General features: G+C 72.0%; 16 protein-coding genes and 1 tRNA gene. 13 read left to right on the forward strand and 4 right to left on the reverse strand.

The window, feature by feature from the left end:
* Positions 1-3: 3 nt before the first annotated feature.
* Genes ACTIFF_RS03890 through ACTIFF_RS03950 form a run of 13 tightly spaced genes read left to right on the forward strand, consistent with a single transcriptional unit; the run spans position 4 to position 20300 of the window.
* On the forward strand, positions 4-1581 hold the full coding sequence (locus ACTIFF_RS03890; RefSeq protein ID WP_439535643.1) for a PAS domain-containing sensor histidine kinase: 1578 nt from the start codon (positions 4-6) through the stop codon (positions 1579-1581).
* A 27-nt stretch (positions 1582-1608) separates the two neighbouring features.
* Positions 1609-2430, forward strand: a complete 822-nt coding sequence (locus ACTIFF_RS03895) for a hybrid sensor histidine kinase/response regulator (protein WP_439535644.1) — start codon at positions 1609-1611, stop codon at positions 2428-2430.
* Positions 2427-4355, forward strand: a complete 1929-nt coding sequence (locus ACTIFF_RS03900; protein ID WP_439535645.1) for a response regulator — start codon at positions 2427-2429, stop codon at positions 4353-4355. Before ACTIFF_RS03895 ends, ACTIFF_RS03900 begins: the two co-directional genes overlap by 4 nt.
* Before the next feature lie 34 nt (positions 4356-4389).
* Positions 4390-5337: a diguanylate cyclase domain-containing protein gene (locus ACTIFF_RS03905; RefSeq protein WP_439535646.1), complete on the forward strand. Its 948-nt coding sequence runs from the start codon at positions 4390-4392 to the stop codon at positions 5335-5337.
* Positions 5338-5357: 20 nt separating this feature from the next.
* Entirely contained in the window at positions 5358-6401 is a 1044-nt protein-coding gene (locus ACTIFF_RS03910; RefSeq protein WP_439535647.1) for a GGDEF domain-containing protein, read from the forward strand.
* A gap of 12 nt (positions 6402-6413) precedes the next feature.
* Positions 6414-10886, forward strand: coding sequence for a CHASE domain-containing protein (locus ACTIFF_RS03915; RefSeq protein WP_439535648.1), 4473 nt, complete (start codon positions 6414-6416; stop codon positions 10884-10886).
* On the forward strand, positions 10883-12682 hold the full coding sequence (kaiC, locus tag ACTIFF_RS03920) for a circadian clock protein KaiC (protein WP_439535649.1): 1800 nt from the start codon (positions 10883-10885) through the stop codon (positions 12680-12682). Before ACTIFF_RS03915 ends, kaiC begins: the two co-directional genes overlap by 4 nt.
* Complete coding sequence (locus tag ACTIFF_RS03925) at positions 12679-12996, forward strand: circadian clock KaiB family protein (protein ID WP_439535650.1); 318 nt, start codon at positions 12679-12681, stop codon at positions 12994-12996. The genes kaiC and ACTIFF_RS03925 overlap by 4 nt, the downstream gene beginning before the upstream one ends.
* Positions 12993-13829, forward strand: coding sequence for a response regulator (locus ACTIFF_RS03930; RefSeq protein ID WP_439535651.1), 837 nt, complete (start codon positions 12993-12995; stop codon positions 13827-13829). The genes ACTIFF_RS03925 and ACTIFF_RS03930 overlap by 4 nt, the downstream gene beginning before the upstream one ends.
* Complete coding sequence (locus tag ACTIFF_RS03935; protein WP_439535652.1) at positions 13826-14839, forward strand: ABC transporter substrate-binding protein; 1014 nt, start codon at positions 13826-13828, stop codon at positions 14837-14839. The genes ACTIFF_RS03930 and ACTIFF_RS03935 overlap by 4 nt, the downstream gene beginning before the upstream one ends.
* Complete coding sequence (locus tag ACTIFF_RS03940) at positions 14836-15858, forward strand: ABC transporter substrate-binding protein (protein ID WP_439535653.1); 1023 nt, start codon at positions 14836-14838, stop codon at positions 15856-15858. The genes ACTIFF_RS03935 and ACTIFF_RS03940 overlap by 4 nt, the downstream gene beginning before the upstream one ends.
* Before the next feature lie 10 nt (positions 15859-15868).
* On the forward strand, positions 15869-16864 hold the full coding sequence (locus ACTIFF_RS03945) for an ABC transporter substrate-binding protein (protein ID WP_439535654.1): 996 nt from the start codon (positions 15869-15871) through the stop codon (positions 16862-16864).
* A gap of 4 nt (positions 16865-16868) precedes the next feature.
* Positions 16869-20300: a response regulator gene (locus ACTIFF_RS03950; RefSeq protein ID WP_439535655.1), complete on the forward strand. Its 3432-nt coding sequence runs from the start codon at positions 16869-16871 to the stop codon at positions 20298-20300.
* Positions 20301-20523: 223 nt separating this feature from the next.
* Here the strand turns inward: ACTIFF_RS03950 and ACTIFF_RS03955 are convergent.
* From ACTIFF_RS03955 to ACTIFF_RS03970, 4 genes are all read right to left on the reverse strand, one after another.
* Positions 20524-20599, reverse strand: a tRNA-Phe gene (locus ACTIFF_RS03955).
* A 56-nt stretch (positions 20600-20655) separates the two neighbouring features.
* On the reverse strand, positions 20656-20982 hold the full coding sequence (locus tag ACTIFF_RS03960) for a hypothetical protein (RefSeq protein WP_439535656.1): 327 nt from the start codon (positions 20980-20982) through the stop codon (positions 20656-20658).
* A complete protein-coding gene (locus tag ACTIFF_RS03965) occupies positions 20979-22493 on the reverse strand; it encodes a sensor histidine kinase N-terminal domain-containing protein (RefSeq protein WP_439535657.1) in 1515 nt (504 codons plus the stop codon). Before ACTIFF_RS03965 ends, ACTIFF_RS03960 begins: the two co-directional genes overlap by 4 nt.
* Positions 22480-23154 (reverse strand): response regulator transcription factor, encoded by a 675-nt coding sequence (locus ACTIFF_RS03970; RefSeq protein WP_257092676.1) that lies wholly within the window; start codon positions 23152-23154, stop codon positions 22480-22482. Before ACTIFF_RS03970 ends, ACTIFF_RS03965 begins: the two co-directional genes overlap by 14 nt.
* Positions 23155-23180: the final 26 nt, after the last annotated feature.

Consider the following 23180-nt stretch of genomic DNA (forward strand, 5'->3'; position numbering starts at 1 on the left):
GCGATGGCGATGCACGACGACCCTGCAGCGACCCCGGGCGCCGCCTCTGAGGCCGGCCTGCCCCCGGCCGAACTGCTGGGTGATGCCCTCGCGCGCACCATTCAGGGTGTGTGGCTGGCCGCCCCCGACGGCAGCGTGCGATGGTGCAACGCACGCGCCGCCGAACTGGCCGGCGCTCCAGCCACTGCCACGCCGGCCACGCAGCTGGCCGACGCGCTGTGCCGGGGCAGCGGCGACGCCCCCGCGCTGGCGGCTGCGGTCGGGGCCGCGTTGGCGGCCGGCCGCGCTTTCCACGCCGAGGTCGAAGGCCGCGCGCCCGACGGCGCGCCCTGCTGGCGCGAGTGCTGGCTCGACCCGGTGCACGACGCGGCGGGCCGCTGCACGCACTGGGTGGGCATCGTCGACGACGTGAGCCCGCGCCGCCGCGCCGAGGCCGCGCTGCGCGCCGTCGAGCAGCGGCGCGACTTCCTGCTCGACCACATCCAGGCCGGCATCGTGGTGCACCGCGCCGACACCGAGATCCTGTACGCCAACGAGACGGCGGCCTGGCTGCTGGGCGTGGGCCGCCACGAGATCCGCGGCGCCGTCAACACCGACCCGCGCTGGGGCTTCATCCGCGCCGACGGCTCGCGCATGCCGATCCCGGAATACCCGGTCAACCGGGCCGTCGCCACGCGCGCGGTGGTGCGCCAGCTCGTCCTCGGCATTTACCGGTCGAGCGACCGCCAGCTCGTCTGGCTGATGTGCAACGCCTACCCGGTGCTGGGGACCGACGGTGTACCCACCGAGGTGGTGGTCAGCTTCACCGACGTCACGCGGCTGAAGGAGGCCGAGCGCGAATTGCACGAGTCCGAGGAACGGCTGCAACTGGTGCTGCGCGGGTCCAACGACGCACCGTGGGACCAGAACCTGGTCGACGGCGCCGCCTACTACGCGCCGCGCTGGCTGCAGATGCTCGGCCACGAACCGGGCGACCTGCCGGCCGACGCCGACCTCTGGCACCGGCTGACGCACCCCGACGACCGCGCGTGCGTCGCCGCCGCGTACGCCGCGGTGCTGGCCGACCCGGCGCAGGAATCCTTCAAGCTCGAGTACCGCCTGCTGCACCGCGACGGCCACGCCGTGCCGGTGCTGTCGCGTGGCTTCGTGCTGCGCGACGCCGACGGCCGCGCGCTGCGCGTGGCCGGCGTCAACACCGACCTCACCGAGCGCCGGCGCGCCGAGGCCGCGCTGCGCGCGCAGCAGGCCGCCGAACAGGCCAGCGCCGCCAAGACCGCCTTCCTCTCACGCATGAGCCACGAACTGCGCACGCCGCTGAACGCGGTGCTGGGCTTTGCGCAGCTGATGCGCATGGATGACGCGGCACCGCTGGTGCCGGCGCAGGCGGCCCGCCTGCGCCAGATCGAGGATGCCGGGCAGCACCTGCTGGGCATGATCCAGGACCTGCTCGACGTGGCCCGCATCGAGCACGCGCAGCCGGTCGTGGCGGTCGAAGATCTGCTGCTGGCGCCGGTGGTCGACGAGGCGCTGGCGCTGGTCAGCACGGCGGCGGCCGAGCGCGGCGTGCAGGTCCACCTCTAAGCCGCGCCCGACAGTGCGACGCTGGCCGTGCACGCCGACCGGCTGCGCCTGCGCCAGGTGCTGGTCAACCTGCTTGGCAACGGCATCAAGTACAACCGCCGCGACGGCCGCCTGGACTTGCGCTTCAGCGTCGATGCCAGCGATGCGCAGCGCGTGCGTATCGACATCGGCGACCAGGGTCCGGGCCTGGCAGCCGAGCAGATCGAGCACCTGTTCGAGCCCTTCGCCCGCCTCGGCGCCGAGCACTCGCCGGTGGAAGGGCTGGGCCTGGGCCTGGCGATCTCGCGCCAGTTCGTCGAGGCCATGGGCGGGCGCATCAGCGTGGCCAGCACGCCCGGCATGGGTGCCACCTTCAGCGTGCGGCTGCCGCGGGCCGCCGTGCCGGTGCCCGCCCACGCGGAACCGCCCGACACCGTGCCGCCGCCCGCGGCCACCCTGCAGACACTGACGCTGTTGTATGTGGAAGACGAGCCCGTCAACGCGCTGCTGGTGCAGGACGCGCTGCAGGTGCGCCCGGGCTGGACCGTGCTGCACGCCGCCGACGCCGCGGCCGGGCTGGCGCTGGTGCAGGCCTGCCGCCCGGCGCTGGTGCTCAGCGACATTCAGCTGCCGGGCATGTCGGGGCTGGACCTGGTGCGCGCGCTGCGCGCCGACATCGCATTGGGCGGCCTGCTCTGCATCGCGCTGTCGGCCGGCGCCATGCCCGATCAGGTGGCGCAGGCGCGGGCTGCGGGCTTCGACGACTACTGGACCAAGCCGCTGAACGTGTGCACCTTGGCCGAACGCATTGAATCGGCGCTCGCCGAGGCCGAAGGCCGCCGCGCGGCCACCACAGGAGTGTTGTCATGAGCCCCGACCTGACCCTCGCGCCCGCGCGAACGAACGTGGATGCCGCCTTTCGCCTGCTGGTGGTCGACGACGATCTGGCCACCATCCGCCAGCTCGGCAGCCTGCTGACCGGCTTCGCCCAGGTCAGCTTCGCGACCTGCGGCGAGGACGCGCTGGCGATGGCCCGCACGCAGCGGCCCGACCTGATCCTGCTCGACGCGGAGATGCCCGGCCTGAACGGCTTCGAGGTCTTCAAGGCACTGCGCGCCGACCCCGTGACGGCGGCCGTGCCGGTGGTCTTCGCCACCAGCCACACCGAGCCCGAGGTCGAGGCCGAAGCGCTGCGCATGGGGGCGGCCGACTTCATCAGCAAGCCGCTGGTGGCCTCGCAGGTGCTGGCGCGGGTGCGCCGGCAGCTGCAGTGGCGCGGGCAGCCGGCGACGGACGCCGCCGCGCCGCTGCGCGTGCCGCAGGTGCCGCACACGCCGCGCGTACTTATCGTCGACGACGACCCGGCGACGATCCAGCTGCTGCAGGGCCTGCTGGCCGAGGTCAGCGACTGCTACTTTGCTCTCGACGGTACGCGGGCGCTGGAGATGGCTGCCGCGCTGCAGCCGGACCTGCTGGTGCTGGACATCGACATGCCCGGCCTCGACGGTTTCGAGGTCTGCCGCCGCGCCAAGATCGACCCGCCCGGCCAGAGTCCGTCGGTGGCCTTCGTCACCCAGCATGCCCATGCCGAGAACGAGGCCCTGGCCTTCGAGAGCGGCGCCGACGATTTCATCGGCAAGCCCTTCGACACCGGCGTGCTGCTGGCCCGCGTGTGCCGGCTGATCGACCGCAAGCGCCGCGTCGACGCCGACCTGGCGGCGGTGCGGGCGCACTGGCAGGGCCTGGGCGACGCGCGCGTGGCCGAGGTTGTCGCCGCGGCCAGCGACGCCATCGTCGTCGCCGACGACCAGGGGTGCATCGTGCTGGCCAACCGCGCGGCCTGCACGATGTTCGGGGTGGCGGCCGGCAGCGCCGTCGGCCAGTGCCTGCCGCAGTTCCTGCCGGCGTTCGCCGACGCCGGACCCGCAGCGGGCCGCCAGCAGGTGCGGCAGGCCGACGGCGGCGAGCTGACGGTCGAGCTGGTGCAATCCGCCCTGGGAACCGGTCGCGACCGCCTGCACACCTGCGTGTTGCGCGACACCAGCGCGCGCGACCGCGAAGAGGCGGTCCAGCGTCGGCATGCCGAGGTCGAGTCCGCGAGCAAGGCCACCGCAGGCATGCTGTCCTTCATCGCCCATGAGATGGGCAATTCGCTGAATGCGGTGCTCGGCTTCTCGCACCTGGCGCTTAGCGACCTGACGTCGCCGCTGCCGCCTGCACAGTTGCAACGGATCGAGCGCATCGCGCAGGCGGCGGGGCTGTTGCAGGCCCTGATGCGCGACGTCATCGACCTGAACCGGCTCGAGGCCGGCAAGTTCCGCGTCGAAACCACCACTTTCGATCCAGCCGAGCTGGTGCGCGCGGCGTGCAGCGAGCTGGCCCTGCAGGCCGAGCAGGCCGGTGCGCAGCTGCGCCACGACGTGCCGGCCGAGACGCTGCACGTGCGCGCCGACGCGCGCCGGCTGCAGCAGTGCCTGCACAATCTGGTGTCGAACGCCGTCAAGTACGGCCGGCCGGATGGGCGCATTGACATCGCGCTGCACGCCCAGGGCGACGAGGTGCTGATCGAGGTCCGCGACGACGGGCCCGGCCTCACCGACGAGCAACTGCTGCACCTGTTCGAGCCCTTCAACCGCCTGGGCCGCGAGGGCGGCAAGGCGCCGGGATCAGGCCTCGGCCTGGTACTGACGCGCGAACTGGCCACCGCCATGGGCGGGCGACTCGAGGTCGACAGCGTCCTCGGCGCGGGCAGCTGCTTCACGCTGCGCTTTGCCCGCATCCAACCCCAGCCTTGAACCCACCCCTGCGATGACCACTCCCCCACCTGCCATGCCCAACAACCCCATGCCTCCGCTGCTCGACGCGCGCATCCTGCTCGTCGACGACGACCCCGCCACCATCCAGGCCACCGCCCGCCTGCTGTCGGGCTACAGCGAGCTGCGCTTCGCCACCAGCGGCGCCCAGGCGCTGCGCGTGGCCGCCGACTGGGTGCCCGAGCTGATCCTGCTGGACGCCGAGATGCCCGGCCTGAGCGGCTTCGACGTCTTCAAGGCACTGCAGACCGATCCGCGGCTGGCGGCGGTGCCGGTGATCTTCGTCACCCAGCACCATGAGCCCCAGATCGAGACCGCGGTCTTCGAACTCGGTGCGGCCGACTTCGTGACCAAGCCCGTGATCGGCCCGGCGCTGCGCGCCCGCGTCGCGATGCACCTGCGCCTGTCGCGCATGGCCCGCGCGCTGGCGGCGCGGCCGCAGCAGGACGGCCTGACGGGGCTGGCCAGCCGTCCGGTGCTCGACGAGCGGCTGGCCGACGAAACAGCGCGCGCCCAGCGCAGCGGCAGTACGCTGTCGCTGCTGCTGGCCGACATCGACCACTTCCGCGCCTACAACGAGGCGCAGGGCGCCGCCGCGGGGGACGAATGCCTGCGGGCGCTGGCCCGTGTCGTCGACGTTCTGGCAAAGCGGCCCGGCGACCTGGCCGCTCGCCACGGTGCCGACGCGTTCGCCCTGCTGCTGCCCGACACCGACGCCGCGGGTGCGGCCGCGCTGGCCGCGGACCTGTCCCGCGGCCTGGATGCGCTGGACCTTGCGCACCCGGCCTCGCCGCTGGCGCCGCGGGTGACGGCCAGCGTGGGGGTGGGCACGCTGGCGCCCGGCCCCGGCGCGCCGATGCACGCGGGCGGGCTGCACGATTTGGCGCTCGAGGCCTTGCAGGAGGTTCGCCGAAAGGCCGACCGCCGCGTCCGGCCCCCTGTTTCACCACCCGATTCGGCCTGACGGCCGCCGGAGGCTTGTTGATGAACCCCCTCGACCCTCAGAACCCCGCGACACCGCAGCGCCGTGCGGCAGATCCGCAACCAGCATCCGCAGCGCCCTCGCTGCTGCTGATCGACGACGACCCGGGCAGTGTGCAGGTGCTCAGCCGCATGCTCGCCGGGCTCGGTCACCTGCGCTTTGCGCTGTCGGGTGCTGACGCGCTGGCGCTGGCGCGGGCCAGCGCGCCCGATGTCGTGCTGGTGGATGCCGAGATGCCGGTCATGAATGGCTTCGAGTTCTGTGCCCGCCTGAAGACCGAGCCGGGGTTGGCCGAGGTGCCGGTGATCTTCGTCACCAGCCACAGCGACGTCGAAACCGAGGTCGCCGGCTTTGCCGCCGGCGCTGCCGACTTCATCCGCAAGCCGCCGGTGGCCGAGGTGGTGCAGGCACGCGTGGGCATGCAGTTACGGCTGAAGGCGCTGGGCGATAAGCTGCGCCGCAACGCGCTGACCGACGGCCTGACCGGCGTGGCCAATCGCCGCCGCTTCGACGAGGACATCCAGGCCAAGTGCGAGCGCGCCCGGCGTACCGGCGAGCCGCTGTCGCTGCTGATAGTCGATGTAGATCACTTCAAGCGCTACAACGACCGCTATGGCCATGTCGCAGGCGACGCCTGCCTGCGCCAGGTGGCCGCGGCGCTGCAGTCGGTGACGCGGCGGCCCGCCGACGGCCTGGCACGCTACGGCGGCGAGGAGTTCGCACTGCTGCTGCCGCAGACCGAGATCGACGGCGCGCTGGCGCTGGCCCAGCGCGCCGTCGACGCGGTCGCCGCGCTGCACATCGAACATGCCGGCTCGCCGCTCGGGCGGGTGGTGACGGTGTCGGTGGGTGCCGCGGCGGCCCGTCGCACCGCCGATGGCGCGCACACCCAAATGGCGGCCGATGCGCTGGTGGACGCGGCCGACCGCGCGCTCTACGCCGCCAAGTATGCCGGGCGCGGGCGCTGCTGTGCCCTCGGCCAGGCCACGCATCCCGCCCTGTCACCCGCGGCGGCCAACACCGCCGCCGCGCTGCAGCGGCGCTGAGGAGCCGGCGTGGTGCTGCAAAGTCCCCAAGTCGCCCGCCGTGCCAGGCTGTGGCCGTGCCTGCTGCTGGCTGCCGGCCTGCTGCTGTCGGCCACCGCGGCACGCTGGCAGGCGGCCGACAACGTTCGCCGCGTCGGCGACGCGCTGCGCGCCGCCGGCGATCAGATGGCTGGGCGCGTGGCCGAACGGGTGGAGCGCTACGAATCCGGTCTGAGCGCGGCGCGTGGCGTGGTGCTGGCCATCGGTGTCGACAGCGTGACGAACGCCGGCTTCGCCGCCTACACCAACGCACGCGATCTGCCGCGCGAATTTCCGGGCGCGCGCGGTTTCGGCTTCATCCGCCGCGTGCCGGCCGACCGCGAGGCCGCCTTCGCCGCCGCGGCCGCCCGCGACGGGCCGCCAGGGTTCGCCGTGCGCCAACTCGTGCCGCACGACGGCGAGCGGTACGTGGTGCGGTTCATCGAGCCGCTGGCGCCTAATCGCCTGGCGCTGGGCCTGGACGTCGCTTCCGACCCCGTGCGCCGCGCGGCCGTCGAGGCGGCGGCGCGCAGCGGTCAGGCCACGCTGTCCGCGCCGATCGGCCTGCTGCTCGCCTCTGGCCACCGGGCGGGCTACCTGCTCGTGCTGCCCGTGTACCGGCCCGGCCAGGCGCTGGACAGCGCTGAGCAGCGCTGGGCCGCCTGCGCCGGCTGGGTCTATGCGCCGCTGTTCATGGACGAGGTGATGCAGGACGTCGACACGCCTGGCGACGGGCTGACGCTGACACTGACGGATGCCGGCGAGGCGGGCACGGCGGCACAAACGCTGTACACCAGCCCCAGGCCGGCGGCCGGGGTGGCGGCCGACACGGCCGAGCTGACGATCGAGCGCCGCCGCTTCGACCGCCCGTGGCGCCTGCGCCTGCAGGCGCAGCCGGCCTTCGTCGCCGCGCTGCACCTGCCGGTGCCTGCGCGCGTGTTCGTGACCGGGGCCGTGCTGACCGTGCTGGCCACGGCGCTGCTGGCGCTGGCGCAGGCCATCCGGCGTAGCCGGCTGGCGGCGCAGCAGGCGCGTCGGCATCTGCAGTCGCTGGTGGAGTTTTCCAGCGACGCGATGATCACCACCTCGCCCGAGGGCGTGATCACCGGCTGGAACCGCGCCGCCGAGCGGCTGCTCGGCCACAGCGCCGAGCAGGCCATCGGCCAGGACGTGGCGCGGCTGCTGCTGCCGCCAGACAGCCCGCCGATGGCCGAGGCGGTGCGCCAGCGGCTGCAGCGCTGCGAGCCGGTCGAGCCCTTCGACCAAGTGCTGATGCGCCAGGACGGCCAGCGCGTGGTGATGTCGATCGCCCTCTCGCCCATCGCCGGCCCCGATGGCCGGCTGGCCAGCGTGGGCCGCACGCTGCGCGACATCAGCACGCGTAGCGCCGCCGAGCGCCAGCGCGAACTGTTGGCCGCGGGGCTGGCGCAGCAGGTGGCCGAGCGCACCGCCGCGCTCAGCACCGCGCAGCGCGATCTGCAGGCCGTGCTGGACGCCGTGCCGTCGCTGATCGGCTACTGGGACCGCGACCTGTGCAACCGCTTTGCCAACCACGCTTACCAAACCTGGTTCGGCGTCGACCCCGGCGCGATGGCGGGCCGCCACATCCGCGAGTTGCTGGGCGAAACGCTGTTCGAGAAGAACCGGCCCTTCCTGGAGGCGGCGCTGCGCGGCGATCCGCAGACCTTCGAGCGGGCGATCCCGCTGCCCGGCGGCAGCGGATTGCGCCATTCGCTGGCGCACTACCTGCCCGACGTCGTCGACGGTGTCGTGCAGGGCTTCTACGTGCTGGTGCACGACATCTCGGCGGTGAAGGAGGGCGAGCGACGGCTGGCCGACGCGCTGCGCGAGAACGAGGCGCTGCTGGCGACGATCAAGGCGCACTCGCTGTACTCGGTGGGCGACATTCAGGGCAACATCACCGACGTCAACGAGGGCTTCTGCCGCATCAGCGGCTATGCGCGCGAAGAGCTGGTCGGCCAGAACTACCGCGTCCTGAGTTCGGGCTGCCACGACCGCGCCTTCTGGGTCGACATGTGGCGCACCATTGTCGCCGGCCAGGTCTGGCGCGGCGAGGTCTGCAACCGCGCCAAGGACGGCAGCCTGTACTGGGTGGACAGCATCATCGCGCCGCTCAGGGACAGCGACGGCAAGCCGCAGCAGTACCTCTCCATCCGTCACGACATCACCGCCAGCAAGCAGGCCGAGCAGGTAATGCGCCGCGCGATGCAGGCCGCCGAGGCGGCCAGCGCCGCCAAGAGCAGCTTCCTGGCCAACATGAGCCACGAGATCCGCACGCCCTTGAATGCCATGATCGGCCTGACCTACCTGCTCGAGCACGGCTGGCTCGATCCCGAGCAGCGCAGCTTCGTCGGCAAGATCCAGCTCGCCAGCCGCTCGCTGCTGGGCGTCGTCAACGACGTGCTCGACCTGGCCAAGATCGAGGCCGGCGAGGCCCAGATCGAGCTGGCGCCTTTCGACCTGCACGAACTGCTGGACGGCATGGCCACGCTGTACGGCGACCAGACCCAGGCCAAGGGCCTGGCCTTCCGCCTGAGCCAGCCCGAGGACCTGCCGCAGCGCGTGCTGGGCGATGCCGGCCGGCTGCGCCAGGTGCTGAGCAACCTGCTGGCCAACGCCGTCAAGTTCACCGAGCGCGGCAGCGTGGCCCTGGTGCTGCGCCTGGTCGCGCGCGACCAGGCCGGCCTGACGCTGCGCTTCGAGGTCCACGACACCGGCCTCGGCATCGCGCCCGAGGCGCAAGAGAGCATCTTCCAGCCGTTCGCCCAGGCCGACAGCTCGACCACGCGGCGCTTCGGCGGCACCGGCCTGGGACTGTCCATCGTGCGCGAGCTGAGCGCGCTGATGGGCGGCGAGGTCCAGCTCGACAGCACGCCGGGCCAGGGCAGCATCTTTCGCGTCACGCTGCGGCTGGGTGCGGTGGCCGACGACACCGCGGCGTCCACGCCCTCCCGCGTTGCGCTGCGCCTGCTCGTCGTCGATGACGACCCGCTGCAGGCGGCCACGCTGCTGGCGCAGGCGCATGCCCTGGGCTGGCGCGCCGAAGCCGTGGCCAGTTCCGACGCAGCGGTGCAGACGCTGCGCCGCCAGGCCGAGCACAACACACTGCCCGACGCGCTGCTCATCGACTGGCAGCTGCCGGGCGGCAATGGCCTGCAGGCACTGGCCGCACTGGCCGCTGCCATCGGCCGCGAGCGGCTGCCGCCGGCGGTGCTGGTCAGCAGCGCCGACGCCGCCACCTTGCGCGCGCTACCCGACGACCCGCAGGTCGACAGCCGGCTGGCGCTGCCGGTGGATGCCTCGTCGCTTTTCAACGCCGTCAACCGCGCGGTGGCCCGCCGCAGCGGCGACCCCGAGAAAGCCCTGCGCGCGACGCGGCTGGAAGGTGCCGGCGCGCTGTGGCTGCCCGGCGTGCGCGTGCTGGTGGTCGACGACAGCGACATCAACCGCGAGGTGGCCGCGCGCATCCTCGGTCGCGAGGGCGCGCTGGTCACCGCCTGCGAATCGGGCGCCGACGCGCTGGAGCGCCTGCGCCAGACGCCGCAGTCCTTCGACCTGGTGCTGATGGACGTGCAGATGCCGGGCATGGACGGCCACGAGGCGACGCGCTGCATCCGCGGCGAGTTGGGACTGGCGCAGCTGCCGGTGGTGGCGCTGACGGCCGGCGCGCTGCTGGCCGAGCGCCAGCGCGCGCTGGACGCCGGTATGGACGACTTCATCAGCAAGCCGCTGGACCCCGACGGCCTGATCCGCGGCGTGCGGCGGCATGTCGAACGTGCGCGTGGCAAGCCGCTGCCGGTTCGCCTGCGCGAACTGCCCTTGCCCGACGCCGGCCAGCTGCCCTGGCCCGAGATCGAGGGCATCGACGGCGCCGACGCCGCGCTGCGTCTGGGCCAGGACCTGGCCTTGTTCCGCAGCCTGCTGCAGCGCCTGTTTCGCGAGTTCGCCGATCTGATGGTCGAGCCACCGGTGGTGCCGGGCAAGGAATCCGAGTGCGCGGCACTGGCGGCGCGCGCCCACAAGCTGCGCGGCAGCGCCGGCATGCTGGGCGCGCGTGCCGTGCAGCGGCTGGCCGGAGAACTGGAGGCGTGGCTGCGCCGGCCAGCCGCGGCAGCCGCGATATCCGGTACGGCGCCGCTGCTCGACGGCATGGCGGCGCTGACCCGTGCGCTGCGCCAGCTGCAGGAGGCCAGCGCGCCAGTGCTGGCGCAGCCGCTGCCGGTGGCCCTTGCGCCGCGGGCTGAGCCGCTGACGCCCGCCGCGCGCGACGACCTGCTGCAGCGGCTGCGGGTGCAGGATCTGTCGGCGCTGGACTGTTTCGAGGCGCTGGCCGACGGCCTGCGCGCCGTGCTGGGCAACGCCCGCTTCGATGCGGCTCGCGAAGCCATCGAAAACCTGCACTTCGCCCAGGCCCTGGCGCTGTTGGAAGAAGAGGAGACCGCATGAAGACACCCCGAACCGCCACGCGCCGCCGCACGATGCGCACGCCGACCCCGGGGAGGCCGACGCCGACGATCGGGGTCGAGAAACTCGCCACCGGCATCGCTGCCTTCGACGAGATCACCGGCGGCGGCCTGCCGAAGGCGCGGGCGTCCATCGTCGTCGGCGCCGCCGGCACCGGCAAGACGATCTTCAGCTTGCAGGTGCTGCGCCACGCGGCACTGGCACGCGGCGAGGCGTCGATATTCGTCAGTTTCGAAGAGCGTCCCGAAGACATCGTGCGCAACGTCGCCAGCTTCGATTGGGGCCTGGACGCGCTGGTCGGCCATCAGGTGCACCTGCTCGACGGTCGCATGCCGCTGGACGTGCGCCACACCGGCGACGCCGACCTCAGCGGCCTGCTCGCCGGCCTGGCCGCGTTGACCCAGCGCACGGGCGCGCGCTGGGTGGCGTTCGATTCGCTGGACGCGATGCTGTCGCTGATGGTCGATGACGCCGCGCGCCGGCGCGAGGTGATGCGCCTGCACCAGTGGATCGAAACCCACGGCCTGACCTGCCTGGTCACCACCAAGCGCGGCGCCGACTGGGGCACCGAGCTGACCGAGGAATCGCGCCTGAGCTACCTGGTCGACTGCGTCATCGACCTCGAATCGCAGATGGTCGACACGCTGTCGATGCGCACGCTGCGCATCCTGAAGTACCGCGGCTCGGCGCACTACGGCAACCGCGTGCCCTGCCTGATCGGCGCGCGCGGCTTCGATCTCGTTCCGGTGCTGCCGGCCTCGACCGATTACCGGGTCTTCAGCGACCGCCTGGCCACCGGCATCGACGGTCTGGACGCGATGCTCGGCGGCGGCATCCTGCGCGGCAGCGCGCTGCTGTTGACCGGCGCGCCGGGCACCGCCAAGACCTCGATCAGCAGCAGCTTCGTCGCCGCCGCCTGCGCGCGCGGCGAGACGGCGCTGATGGTCTGCTTCGACGAAAGCCCCGGCGAGATGGTGCGCAACCTCGGCTCCATCGGCGTGCACCTGCAGCCGCACCTGGACAGTGGCCGGCTGGCCATGCGCGGCATGGCGGCACGTTCGCAGAGCGCCGAGCTGGTGTTTGCCGAGCTCCACGAGATGATCGCGCAGCGACGGCCCGACTGCCTGGTCATCGACCCGATCACTGCGCTGCTCAAGGGCGGCGGCGAATCGGTGGCGCTGGGCGCGCTGCTGCGCATCTTCCAGCTCTGCAAGCTGCAGGGCATCACGCTGCTGATGCCCTGCATCGTCAGCCGCTCGGACTTCGACACCGAGTCGTCCGATATCCACGCCTCGACCATGGCCGACGTCTGGGTCCACCTGTCCTACCTGGTGCGCGCCGGCGAGCGCAACCGCCTGCTGACCGTGGTGAAGGCGCGCGGCACCGCGCACTCGAACCAGGTGCGCGAGCTGGTGCTCGACGCCAGCGGCGCGCATCTCGCGACGCCCTATGTCGAAGACGGCGAGGTGCTGACCGGCACGCTGCGCTGGCAGAAAGAGCAGCAGGCCGCGCGCGCGCGCGCCGAGCAGGCCGCCGCGGCGCAGGCCAGCGAGCGCGCGCTGGCGGACGCGCAGGGTGAACTGGCGATCCGTATCGCCGCCCTGCAGCGCGAGTACGAAAGCCGCGAAACCAGCCTGCGCGAGGTGCGCGAACGGCGGCTGGCCGAAAGCACGCAGGACCAGGCCCGCCGCGTGGGCCTGGGTGCGCGCCGTGGCACGGAGCCGCCGCCCCGCACCCCAACCACCGCCGCGGCCGGACGCCGCCGGAGGGCTGCATGACCGCCCCCGTCCCGCGCCTGACGCTGTATCTGGCGGGTGACAGCCCGGCCTCGCGTCGCGCCCGCACCAACCTCACGGCGGCCCTGGCCGCGCTGCACATCACGCTGCCGGTGCGCACAGTGGACGTGCTGGCCGAGCCCGAAGAGGCGCTGGCCGAACGCATCTACGTCACGCCGGCGCTGCTGCTGCACGTGGCCGGCCAGCGCGAGATGCTGGTCGGCGACTTCAGCCAGACCGAGGCCGTGGCCATGGCGTTGGCCCCGTTGGCGCCCTCGGCGCCCGACACTCCAGGCAGGCAAGGAGAGCCCGCATGAAACCCCACGATCTGCCGGTGACGGCGCATGACGCCCGGGCATTCGAAACCCAGGCCCTGACGGCTGCTGCGCCGCGTATCCTCATCGTCGACGACGATCCGAGCACCGTGCAGGCTCTGGGCCGCATGCTGGACCGTGTCGGCGAATTGCACTTCGTCTGCAGCGACGCTGAAGCGCTGCGCCTGACCCGCGAGCAGCGGCCCGACCTGGCGCTGGCCAGCGTGGCGGTGATCTTGGTCACCAGCCACCGCGAGCCGGACTACGAGGTCGAGGCGCTGGCGCTGATGCCGCGCGAACCGGTGGACGTGCTGGTCGCGACGCTGCAGCTGCGGGACATGGACGGCTTCGCGCTCGCCCGCCGCCTGCGCGCCGACCCGGCGCTGTGCCACGTCTCGCTGCTGCTGGGACCGCACGCCGACTGGCGCGACGATGCGCAGGCCTTCGGCCTGGGCGCCAGCGACTTCATGGGGCGTCCCTTTCCGCCGGCGGTGCTGCAGGCGCGCGTGCGCAACCTGCTGCGCCAGCGGCACGAGGCCGAGGCCGGCGAGCGGGCGCGGCGCAGCGCCTGGCAGCGGCTGGGCGAAGCCCGGGTGGCTGACCTGGTGGCCGCGGCGCCCGACGCCTGGCTGGCCGTCGACGCCGACACCCAGATCGTACTGGCCAACACCGCAGCGGGCTGGCGGCTCGGCGTCGAGCCGGCGCGGCTGCTCGGCCGCGCCCTGTCTGAACTGCAGGCCTGGGACGCCTGGCCCGGCACCGCGCCGACCCGGTCACAGGGCGAAGGCCGCAACCGCCTCACGGCGCTGCGGCTGGGCGCGGCGGGGCACGCATGATGCGCCGCACCGCCTTCGCTCTGCGGCAAGCCCTGTGGTGGCCGCTGGCCGTTTGGCTGCTGGCGGTGGTGTCGCTGGGCGCCTTGCCGGCCCGGGCGGCGGCGGCGCCGCTGACGCTGGCCATCGGCGAGCTGCCACACTACTCGACGCTGTTGCTCGCCGAGCGTCTGGGCTACTTCGCCGACGCAGGGCTGAACGTCAAGGTCATCCGCTGCGTCAACGGCAAGCGCTGCCTGCAGCACCTGCTGGACGGCGAGGCGCAGGTGGCCGGCGTCGCCGACGTGCCGATCGTGATGGCCTCACACGCGGGGCGGCGCTTCGACATCGTCGCCACGCTGGCGACCTCGACCCAGGAAAGCCAGTTCATCGCCCGCCGCGACCGCGGCATCCACAGCGCGGCCGACCTGGCCGGGCGCCGCATCGGCTTCGTGCGCGGCACCACGGCGCATTTCTACGCCGATGCCTTTCTGCGCTTCCAGGGCATCGACCCGGCCACCGTCACGTTGGTGCCGCTGGACGCCGCACAGGCGCCGGCGCAGCTGGCACGCGGCGAGGTTGACGCCGCCGCGCTGTACCAGCCGCACGCGCGTCAGGCGCTGCGCACGCTGGGCGCGCAGGCGCTGCTGTTGCCGGCGCCGCGGCTGCTGTACACTGCCACGGTGAACTTGGTCAGCCAGACCGCCGCGCAAGGGCTGGACGATGACCGCCTGCGCCGGCTGCTGGAGGCGCTGCAGCGCGCCAGCGTGTTTTTGCAGGCCGAACCGGCGCGCGCGCGGGCGCTGCTGGCCACGCGGCTGCAGCTGGACCCCAAACTCGTCGACGCCGTCGTCGAAGGCTTCGACTTCCGGCTGCAGCTCAACCAGACGCTGATCGGCACGCTAGAGGCCGAGTCGCGCTGGGCAGCGCGCGCCGGACTGGTGTCCAATCCGGCGATGCCCGACTATCTCAGCGCGCTGCGCCCCGCGCCGCTGGCCGCGATCGACCGCCGCGCGGTCACCATCGTCCGATGAGGCCGCCCGTGATCAGCCGGTTTGCCGCCTGCCGTCGGGCTTGGGCTTGGGCTTGGCTGGGGGCCTGCGTCGCGCTGGGTCTGGCGGGGGCGGGGGCCACGGGTGCGGCGACCGCTGCCCCGCTGACGCTGGCGGTGGCCCAGACGCCGCAGTACGCCGCGCTGTTGCTCGCGGAGCGCGAGGGCTACTACGCCGCCGAAGGTCTGGACGTGAAGACGGTGACGTGCATCAACGGCTTCCAATGCATGCAGCTGCTGCGCGCCGGCAGCGTGCAGGCGGCCACCGTGGCCGACACGCCGATCGTCTTCGCCGCGCACGCCGGGCTGCGTTTCGACATCATTGCGACGCTGGAACGCTCCAGCGCCGAGAGCAAGCTGATCGGGCGCGCCGATCGCGGTGTGCGCAGCGCGGCCGACCTGAAGGGCCGCCGCGTCGGTTTCTTGCGCGGCACGGTGTCGCACTACTACCTCGACACCTTTTTGCTGCTCAGTGGCGTCGACGCAGCGCTGGTGCAACGGGTGCCCCTCGAATACACCGACGTGGTCGGCGCGCTGGTGCGCGGCGAGATCGACGCGGTCAGCCTGAACCAGCCCAACGCCGCGCGCGCGCTGGCAGCGCTGGGGCCGCAGGCGGTGGTGCTGCCCATGGCGCGGGTGTATACGCTGGCGGCCCACCTGATCAGCCTGCCGGCCGACCAGGGCGTCAGCGACGACACGCTGCAGCGGCTGTTGCGTGCCGTGCTGCGCGGCCAGCAGCTGCTGGAGCAGCAGCCGTCGGCCAGCCGCGCCTGGTTGGCGCAGCGCCTGAAGCTCGAGCCGGCGGTCGCCCGCGCGGCCTTCGATGACATGAACTTCCGCATCGACCTCGACCAATCGCTGTTGGCGACGCTGGAGAGCCAGTCGCGCTGGGCGCAGCGCGAGGGACTGGTGCCGGCCGGCCCCTTGCCCGACTATCTTGCGCGGGTGCGGGCCGGGCCGCTGCAGTCCGTGGCGCCGCGCGCGGTCAACCTGGCGCGTTGAAGGTGATCCGATGAATCTGCCCATGCCGATGCCCTGCCGCCTGCTCGCTGCGCTGCGCCATGCGGTGACGGCCGCTGCATTGTGCCTGGCGGCCATCGCCGCACCGGCGGCGCCGCTGACGCTGGCCATCGCCGACCTGCCGGCGTTCGCGCCGGCGCTGCTGGCCGAGGCCGAGGGCTACTTCGCGGCCGAGGGCCTGGACCTCAAGGTCATCCATTGCATCAACGGCCGCCGCTGCCTGCAGCACCTGACGGATGGCGAGGCCGATGCCGCGACCGTGGCCGACACGCCGATCGTCTTCGCCGCGCATGCCGGCGCGCGCTTCGAAATCCTGGGCACGATGACCTCCTCACGCGAACACCGTCTGCTGGCCCGCGCCGACCGCGGCGTGCGCAGCCTGGCCGATCTGAAGGGCCGGCGCCTGGGCATCCTCACGGGTACCAGCGGCCATTACTTCGCGGACTCGGTGCTGGCACTGGGCACGCTAGACCCGGCCACGGTGACGCGGGTGCCGTTGGCGCCGGGCGAGATCGTCGATCGGCTGGAGGCCGGCGACATCGACGCTGCCGGCCTCTACCAGCCGCTGGCCCAGGAGGCCATCCGCCGGCTGGGGGCCCGGGGCGCGGTGGTGGCCGACGCGCGTTACTATGCCGCGACGATGAACCTGGTCGGCCGCCTGGCCCCGGGCCTCAGCGACGACGACGCCACCCGGCTGTTGCGCGCGTTGCGCCGGGCCTGCGCGCTGATCCAGGAGCAGCCGGCGCGGGCGCGCGCACAGCTGGCGCGCCAACTGAAGCTGGACGCGTCGGTGGTGGACGCGCTGTGGCCCGACTACGATTTCCGCATCACGCTGGAGCAGACCCTGGTCACGACGCTGGAGTCCGAGTCGCGCTGGGCGGCACGCGAAGGCGTGGTGGCAAACAAGGCTATGCCCGACTACCTGGACCGGATCCGCCCCGGTCCGCTGCGCGCGCTGGACCGCCGCGCGGTGACACTGGTGAAATAGCGCGATGCGGCTGCGTGTTTTGCTGACGGGTTGCGTGGTGGCGGCGCTGGGCATCGTCGGCCTGCGCGCGTTGTCGCTGGCCGACGATGCCCGCGAGGGCGCATCGCTGAATCGCCAGGGCGCGGCGATGGAGGTGATTGCGCGCGACGCTGCGGGCCTGCTGGTGCTGACGCAGGACTACCTGCTGCACGCCAGCCCGCGCGCGGTGCGGCAGTGGAACGCGGTGCAGCGTGAACTCGACGAAGCGATGAAGGACTACGCCGCGGTCGGCGCGCTGCAGAAGGACGAGGTCGAGACTCTGATCGAAGTCGCCGCCAACCTGCCGCCTCTGTTCGACGGCCTGCAGCAGCTGCAGACCGCGCAGCCCGGGGCGGCCACCGATGCGCGGCGCGAAACCCTGTCCGACCAGCTGCTCAACGAGACGCGGCGCATCAGCGACGGCGCCTTCGAGGTCTTGCACAAGGTCACCGAGCGCCGCGGCGCGGCCCGCCAGCGCCAGCGCAACCAGGCCCTGGCCGCCCAAGGCGCGATGCTGGCGCTGACGCTGGCGCTGGCCTGGGTGCTGTTACGCCGCGTGCTGCGCCCGCTGGCGCTGCTGCAGCGGGGCGCACAGGCAGTGCAGGGCGGCGATCTGGGCCGCCGCATCGACTACCGCGGCCGCGACGAGCTGGGCCGGCTGTCACAGGCCTTCGACGCGATGACCACAGCGTTGCAGGAACGCGCCGCCGCACTGCAGGCCAGCAACGAGCGCCTGGCGCGCAGCGAGGCCTTCCAGGAGCGCGCCGGCCGCATCGCTGGCGTCGGCGGCTGGGAACTCGAGATTGCGGCAGGCAAGCTGACCTGGTCGGCGCAGACGCGAACCATCCACGAGGTGGCGCCCGACTTCCAGCCCAATCTGGACAACGCCATCAGCTTCTACGACCCTGCTGTGCGGCCGGTGCTGCAGCAGGCCATCGCCCGCGCCGTGGCCGACGGCACGCCCTGGGACCTGGAACTGCCGTTCACCACCGCGCTCGGCAACGCACGCTGGGTGCGGGCCACCGGCACGGCCGAGTTCAGCGAAGGCCGCGCGGTGCGCCTGGTCGGCGCGTTCCAGGATGCGACCGCGCGCCGCGCCGCCGACGAGGCGCTGCGCGTGGCCACGCAGCAGGCCCAGGCCGCGAACGAGGCCAAGACGAGCTTCCTGGCGAACATGAGCCACGAGATCCGCACGCCGATGAACGCGGTAATCGGTCTGTCCTACCTGATGCAGCAGACCTCGCTCGATGCCGAGCAGCAGGCCCTGCTGGGGAAGATCAACAGCGCCGGCCGCGCGCTGATGGAGGTCATCAACGACGTGCTCGACCTGTCGAAGATCGAGGCCGGCGAGATGGAGATCGAGCAGGTCGTGTTCGACCCGCGAAGCTTGATCGATGAGCTCACCGGCGTGTTCGGGCCGCAGGCCGCGCAGCGCGGCATCGGGGTGCACACGGTGCTGGCCGCGGCGCTGCCGCAGCGGCTGCGCGGCGACGCCACGCGGCTGCGCCAGATCCTGACCAACCTGCTGTCCAACGCCTTGAAATTCACGCCCCAGGGCGAAGTGCGCCTGACGGTGACCGTGGACGCCGCCGACGCCGACACCGACCCGCTTCGACTGCGCTTCACCGTGCAGGACACGGGTATGGGCATGAGCCCGCAGGTGCAGGAGCGCCTGTTCACGCCTTTCGTGCAGGCCGACGCCTCGACCACGCGGCGCTTTGGCGGCACCGGGCTGGGGCTGTCGATCGTCAAGCGGCTGGTGACGATGCAGGGCGGCGAGATCACGGTGCAAAGCGCGCCGGGCGAGGGCAGCCGCTTCGAAGTGACGCTGCCCTTCGAAACGGCTGGCGCCGATGCCGAGGACCTGCCCGGCCCGCGACCGGTGGAGGTGCTGGTGGCGGAGGACGACGCCAAGCAGCGCGAGGCGCTGCTGGCCCTGTGCCGGCGGCTGGGCTGGCGCACGGAGGCGGTGGGCGACGGCCCGGCGCTGATCGAGCGCGTGCGCGAGCGGCGTCGCCAGGGCTTGCCGCCGGAAGCGCTGGTCGTCGACTGGCGGCTGCCCGGCCTGGACGGGCTGCAGGCCCTGGCGGCGCTGCACGAAGACGCGGTAGCCGGCAAGGAACCCGCCGTGGTGATGGTCAGCGCGGAGGGGCGCGACGCGCTGGCGCGGGCGCCGCACGTGGGCCTTGCCGACGAACTGCTGGGCAAGCCCATCGAGGCCTCGGCGCTGTTCAACGCGGTGTACGCCGCGGTGGCCCGGCGCAGCGGCGACGGCACGCGCGTGCTGCTGGCCAGTGCGCTCGAGGCGGCCGGCGTGGCCCGGCTGCCGGGCGTGCGCGTGCTGGTGGTGGACGACAGCGACATCAACCGCGAAGTGGCGCAGCGCATCCTGGTTCGCGAAGGCGCCGAGGTGCTGTTGGCGCACGACGGCGCCGAGGCCGTGGCGATGCTGCGTGCCAGGCAGGACAGCGCCGGCATGGTGGACATCGTGCTGATGGACGTGCAGATGCCGGTGCTCGATGGGCTGGCCGCAGCGCGGCAGATCCGCGGGGAGCTCGGTCTCAAGCAGCTGCCGCTGGTGGCGCTGACCGCCGGCGCGCTGCTCAGCGAACGCCAGCGCGCGCTGGACGCCGGCATGGACGGCTTCGTCAGCAAGCCCTTCGAGCCGCAGGCGCTGGTCGGCCTGCTGCACCGGCTCGTCGAGCAGGCCCGCGGCGGGCCGCTGCCGCTGGCGCCCCGTGCGGCGGCGGCCGGCCAGGCTGCAGAGCCTGCCGCGCGGGCCGACTGGCCCACGATCGAGGGCATCGACAGCGCCGAGGTCTGCCGCCGGCTCGAGGGGGACCTGCGCCTCTTCACGCGCCTGCTCGATCGCCTGCACGACGAGTTCTCCGATCTGGCGCAGCCCACGCCCCCGCTGCGCGAACCTATGGCGCAGGCCGCCTTGGCGGCACGGCTGCACAAGCTGGCGGGCAGCGCGGGCCTGCTCGGCGCCCACCGCCTGCGGCAGGCGGCGATGGTGGCCGACGACGCCGCGCGCCACGCCGCCGCGCCGGATGCGCTGGCACAGGCGGTGGCGGATGTCGCCCTGGCGCTGCAGCAGCTGTTCGACGCCAGCGCGAACTGGCGCACCGCGGCCCGCCAGCAGCGCGAAGTACAGACCCAGGCCGCAGTGCCGGCCGTGGCGCTGCCGTGTGACGACGCTGCCTTCGTGCTGTGGCGGGCGCAGTTGCAGGCGAACGACCTGAATGCACTGGCCCAGTTCGAGCATCTGGCGCCGGCGCTTCGGGCCACGCTGGGCCGTGACCGATTCGATGTCGTAGAGGCGGCGCTGGGCCGGCTGGCGTTCGATCAGGTGCTGCTGCTGCTGGGCGAAGACGGCGCCGTGCCTGAGCAGGAGGGGCCGCGTCCAGCGGGTTGACGATGCGCGTTGTTGAAGTCGGAGTTGACTAAATGTAGCGCGGCGCAAGGACACGGCGGGCGTTGTACGGACCGCGCGATACGGTCGAGGCAAGCCAGGCACAGTTCTTGAATGCCACGCATCCTCATACTGCTACTTGACGCTACCCAAGCTTTTGTAGAAATCCGAGCTCTTTTATAGAAAAGCCGGTTCGCGCGTGTTAGCGGGAACCGGCTTGTGTGCGTGGTGGCCTGGGGCGGAATCGAACCACCGACACGCGGATTTTCAATCCGCTGCTCTACCAACTGAGCTACCAGGCCACGCGAGGCCGCGATGGTAATGCGTCGGGCAGGCAGTGTCAAAGAGTTTGGCGTATTCAGGCGGCGGGGCGGGCCTGCAGTTCGAGCACGAGGCTGATCTTGGCGATGATGAGCAGCAGTTCGGCGAACAGCAGCCAGAACAGTGCGACCGCCGGCAGGTGGCGGTCGGGCACGAAGCGGGGGGTGATGCGGCGGGTGAGGGCGAGGATGCGCGCGCCGACCAGGTTGAAGGCGTTGTAGATCAGGTTGTGCTGGCGCTGGCTGCCGGCGAGCAGCCACAGCGCGCCCTGGGCGATGAAGGTGAGCAGCAGCAGCTCGTTGAGCCCCTTCAGGACGACGACGACGCGCAGGGCGAATTCGAGCGTATCGGCGCCGGCGCTCATGCCGGGCGTCCGGCACCTGCGGGGGCGGCGTGCCAGCTCGGTGCGTCGTCGTCGCGCGGCGCTTCGGCTTCAGGCATGACGCGCGGGAAGGACACGCGCACCAGCAGGCCGGACTCGCTGCGCGCGTCGAGCAGTTCGACGTCGGCGCGGTGCAGTTCGGCGATTTCGCGCACGATGGGCAGCCCCAGGCCGGAGCCTTCGACCTGTGTGCCGAGCACGCGGTAGAAGCGCTCGAACACGCGCTGACGATCTTCGGGCGGCACGCCGGGGCCGGAATCCTCGACTTCGAACAGCGCACGGATGTCGGCGCGCAGACGCACGGTGACCATGCCACCGATCGGTGTGTACTTGATGGCGTTGTCGATCAGGTTCTTGAACATTTCGTTCAGCAGCACCGGATTGCCGTCGACATGCAACGGCACGTGGGCGCGCTCGAAGCCGATGTCGATGCGGCGCAGACGGGCGGCCGGCACCCAGTCGGCCACCAGCCGTTCGACCAGGCCGTTCAGTTCCAGCCGCTCGACCACATGCACCTTTTCGGTACTGGATTCGGCGCGCGCCAGCGCGAGCAGCTGGTTGATCAGGTGGGCCGAGCTGGTGGCGCTGACGAAGATCTGCTCCATGCAGGCGCGGATCTGCGCCGGGTCGTTCTCCAGCAGCGCCAGTTCGGCCTGGCTCTTGAGCCCGGTCAGCGGGGTGCGCATCTGGTGCGCAGCGTCGGCGATGAAGCGTCGCTGCGCCGCCAGATTCAGTTCGAGCCGCAGCATCATGTCGTTGAGCGCACTGATGAGCGGCCGCAGTTCTTCGGGCGCACGCCGGACTTCGATCGGCGACAGGTCGGTCGGGCGGCGCTTTTCGATCATGCGCTGCAGCCGGTTGAGCGGGCGCAAGCCGCGCGCCAGACCGAAATACACCAGCACCACGGCGATCGGAATGATGACGAACTGCGGCAGCAGCACGCCGGACAGGATGCGCGAGGTCAGCGCCTCGCGCTTGTTCAGCGTTTCGGCGACCTGCACGGTCACGTAGGAATCCGGAAGGGTGGTGACCGGCTGGAACATGTAGGCGATGCGCACGTCTTCGTTGTTCACGCGGCCTTCTCGGAAATACAGTTCGCCGGCTTTCCACGGCAGGTGCTGCGGCACGTCGGGAATTTCGGCGTCGCCCGCCAGCAGGCGGCCGCTGCCGTCGAGCACCTGGTAGTAGATGATGTCTTCGCCGTCGATGTGGAACAGGTCGCGCATCTGCGGCGGCTTGACCAGCGCGGCGCCGACCGGCGTCGAGCGTACCTGGCGGCTCAGTTCATAGACGCTGTCGCCGAGCACCTTGTCGTACGGCGCGTGAGCGATGTCGTCGGCCACGTTGTGGATGATGGCGATGCTGATCGGCCACACGAACATCAGTGGCGCGAGCATCCAGTCGAGGATTTCGCCGAACAGCGAGTTGTGTTCGCCGGCCGCCCTCTCGTCGGCCTTGTTGCGGCGCTGCCTCAGCTTTTCACGCGACGGCATCCGGTCGTTCCAGGCAGTAGCCGAGGCCGCGCAGCGTCACGATGCGCAGGCCGCTGTGCTCGATCTTCTTGCGCAGCCGATGGACGTACACCTCGATCGCGTTGTTGCTGACCTCTTCGCCCCAGCCGCACAGGTGGTCGACCAGCTGTTCCTTGTTCACCAGCCGGCCGGCGCGCAGCAGCAGCACTTCGAGCAGCGCCGTTTCGCGCGCCGACAGCTCGATGGCCTGCCCGTTGACGCTGGCGACGTGGTCGGCCTGATCGTAGGCCAGCGGGCCGACCTCGATGCGCGTCGGCATGCCGGTGCCGCGCCGGGTCAGCGCGCGCACGCGCGCTTCGAGTTCGGGCAGCGCGAACGGCTTGCACATGTAGTCGTCGGCGCCGGCGTCGAGTCCGCGCACGCGGTCATCGATGCCGTCCTGCGCCGTGAGGATCAGGATGGGCACGGTGCACTTGCGCGCCCGCATGCGCTTGATCACCTCGATGCCGGACAGGCGCGGCAGGCCGAGGTCGATGATGGCGAGATCGAAGCCCTGACCGTGCAGCACGGCGTCGGCTTCGCTGCCATTGGCCACGCTGTCCACCGCGTAGCCGGCGCGCTTGAGCGCACGTACCACGGCGTCGGATATGACCGGATCGTCTTCTGCTAGCAGTATGTGCATGTCGCCTACGGCCTCGCGGCCGCCTC

This window comes from Methyloversatilis sp., from assembly GCF_051861465.1.
In the GTDB taxonomy this organism is placed as follows: Bacteria; Pseudomonadota; Gammaproteobacteria; order Burkholderiales; family Rhodocyclaceae; genus Methyloversatilis.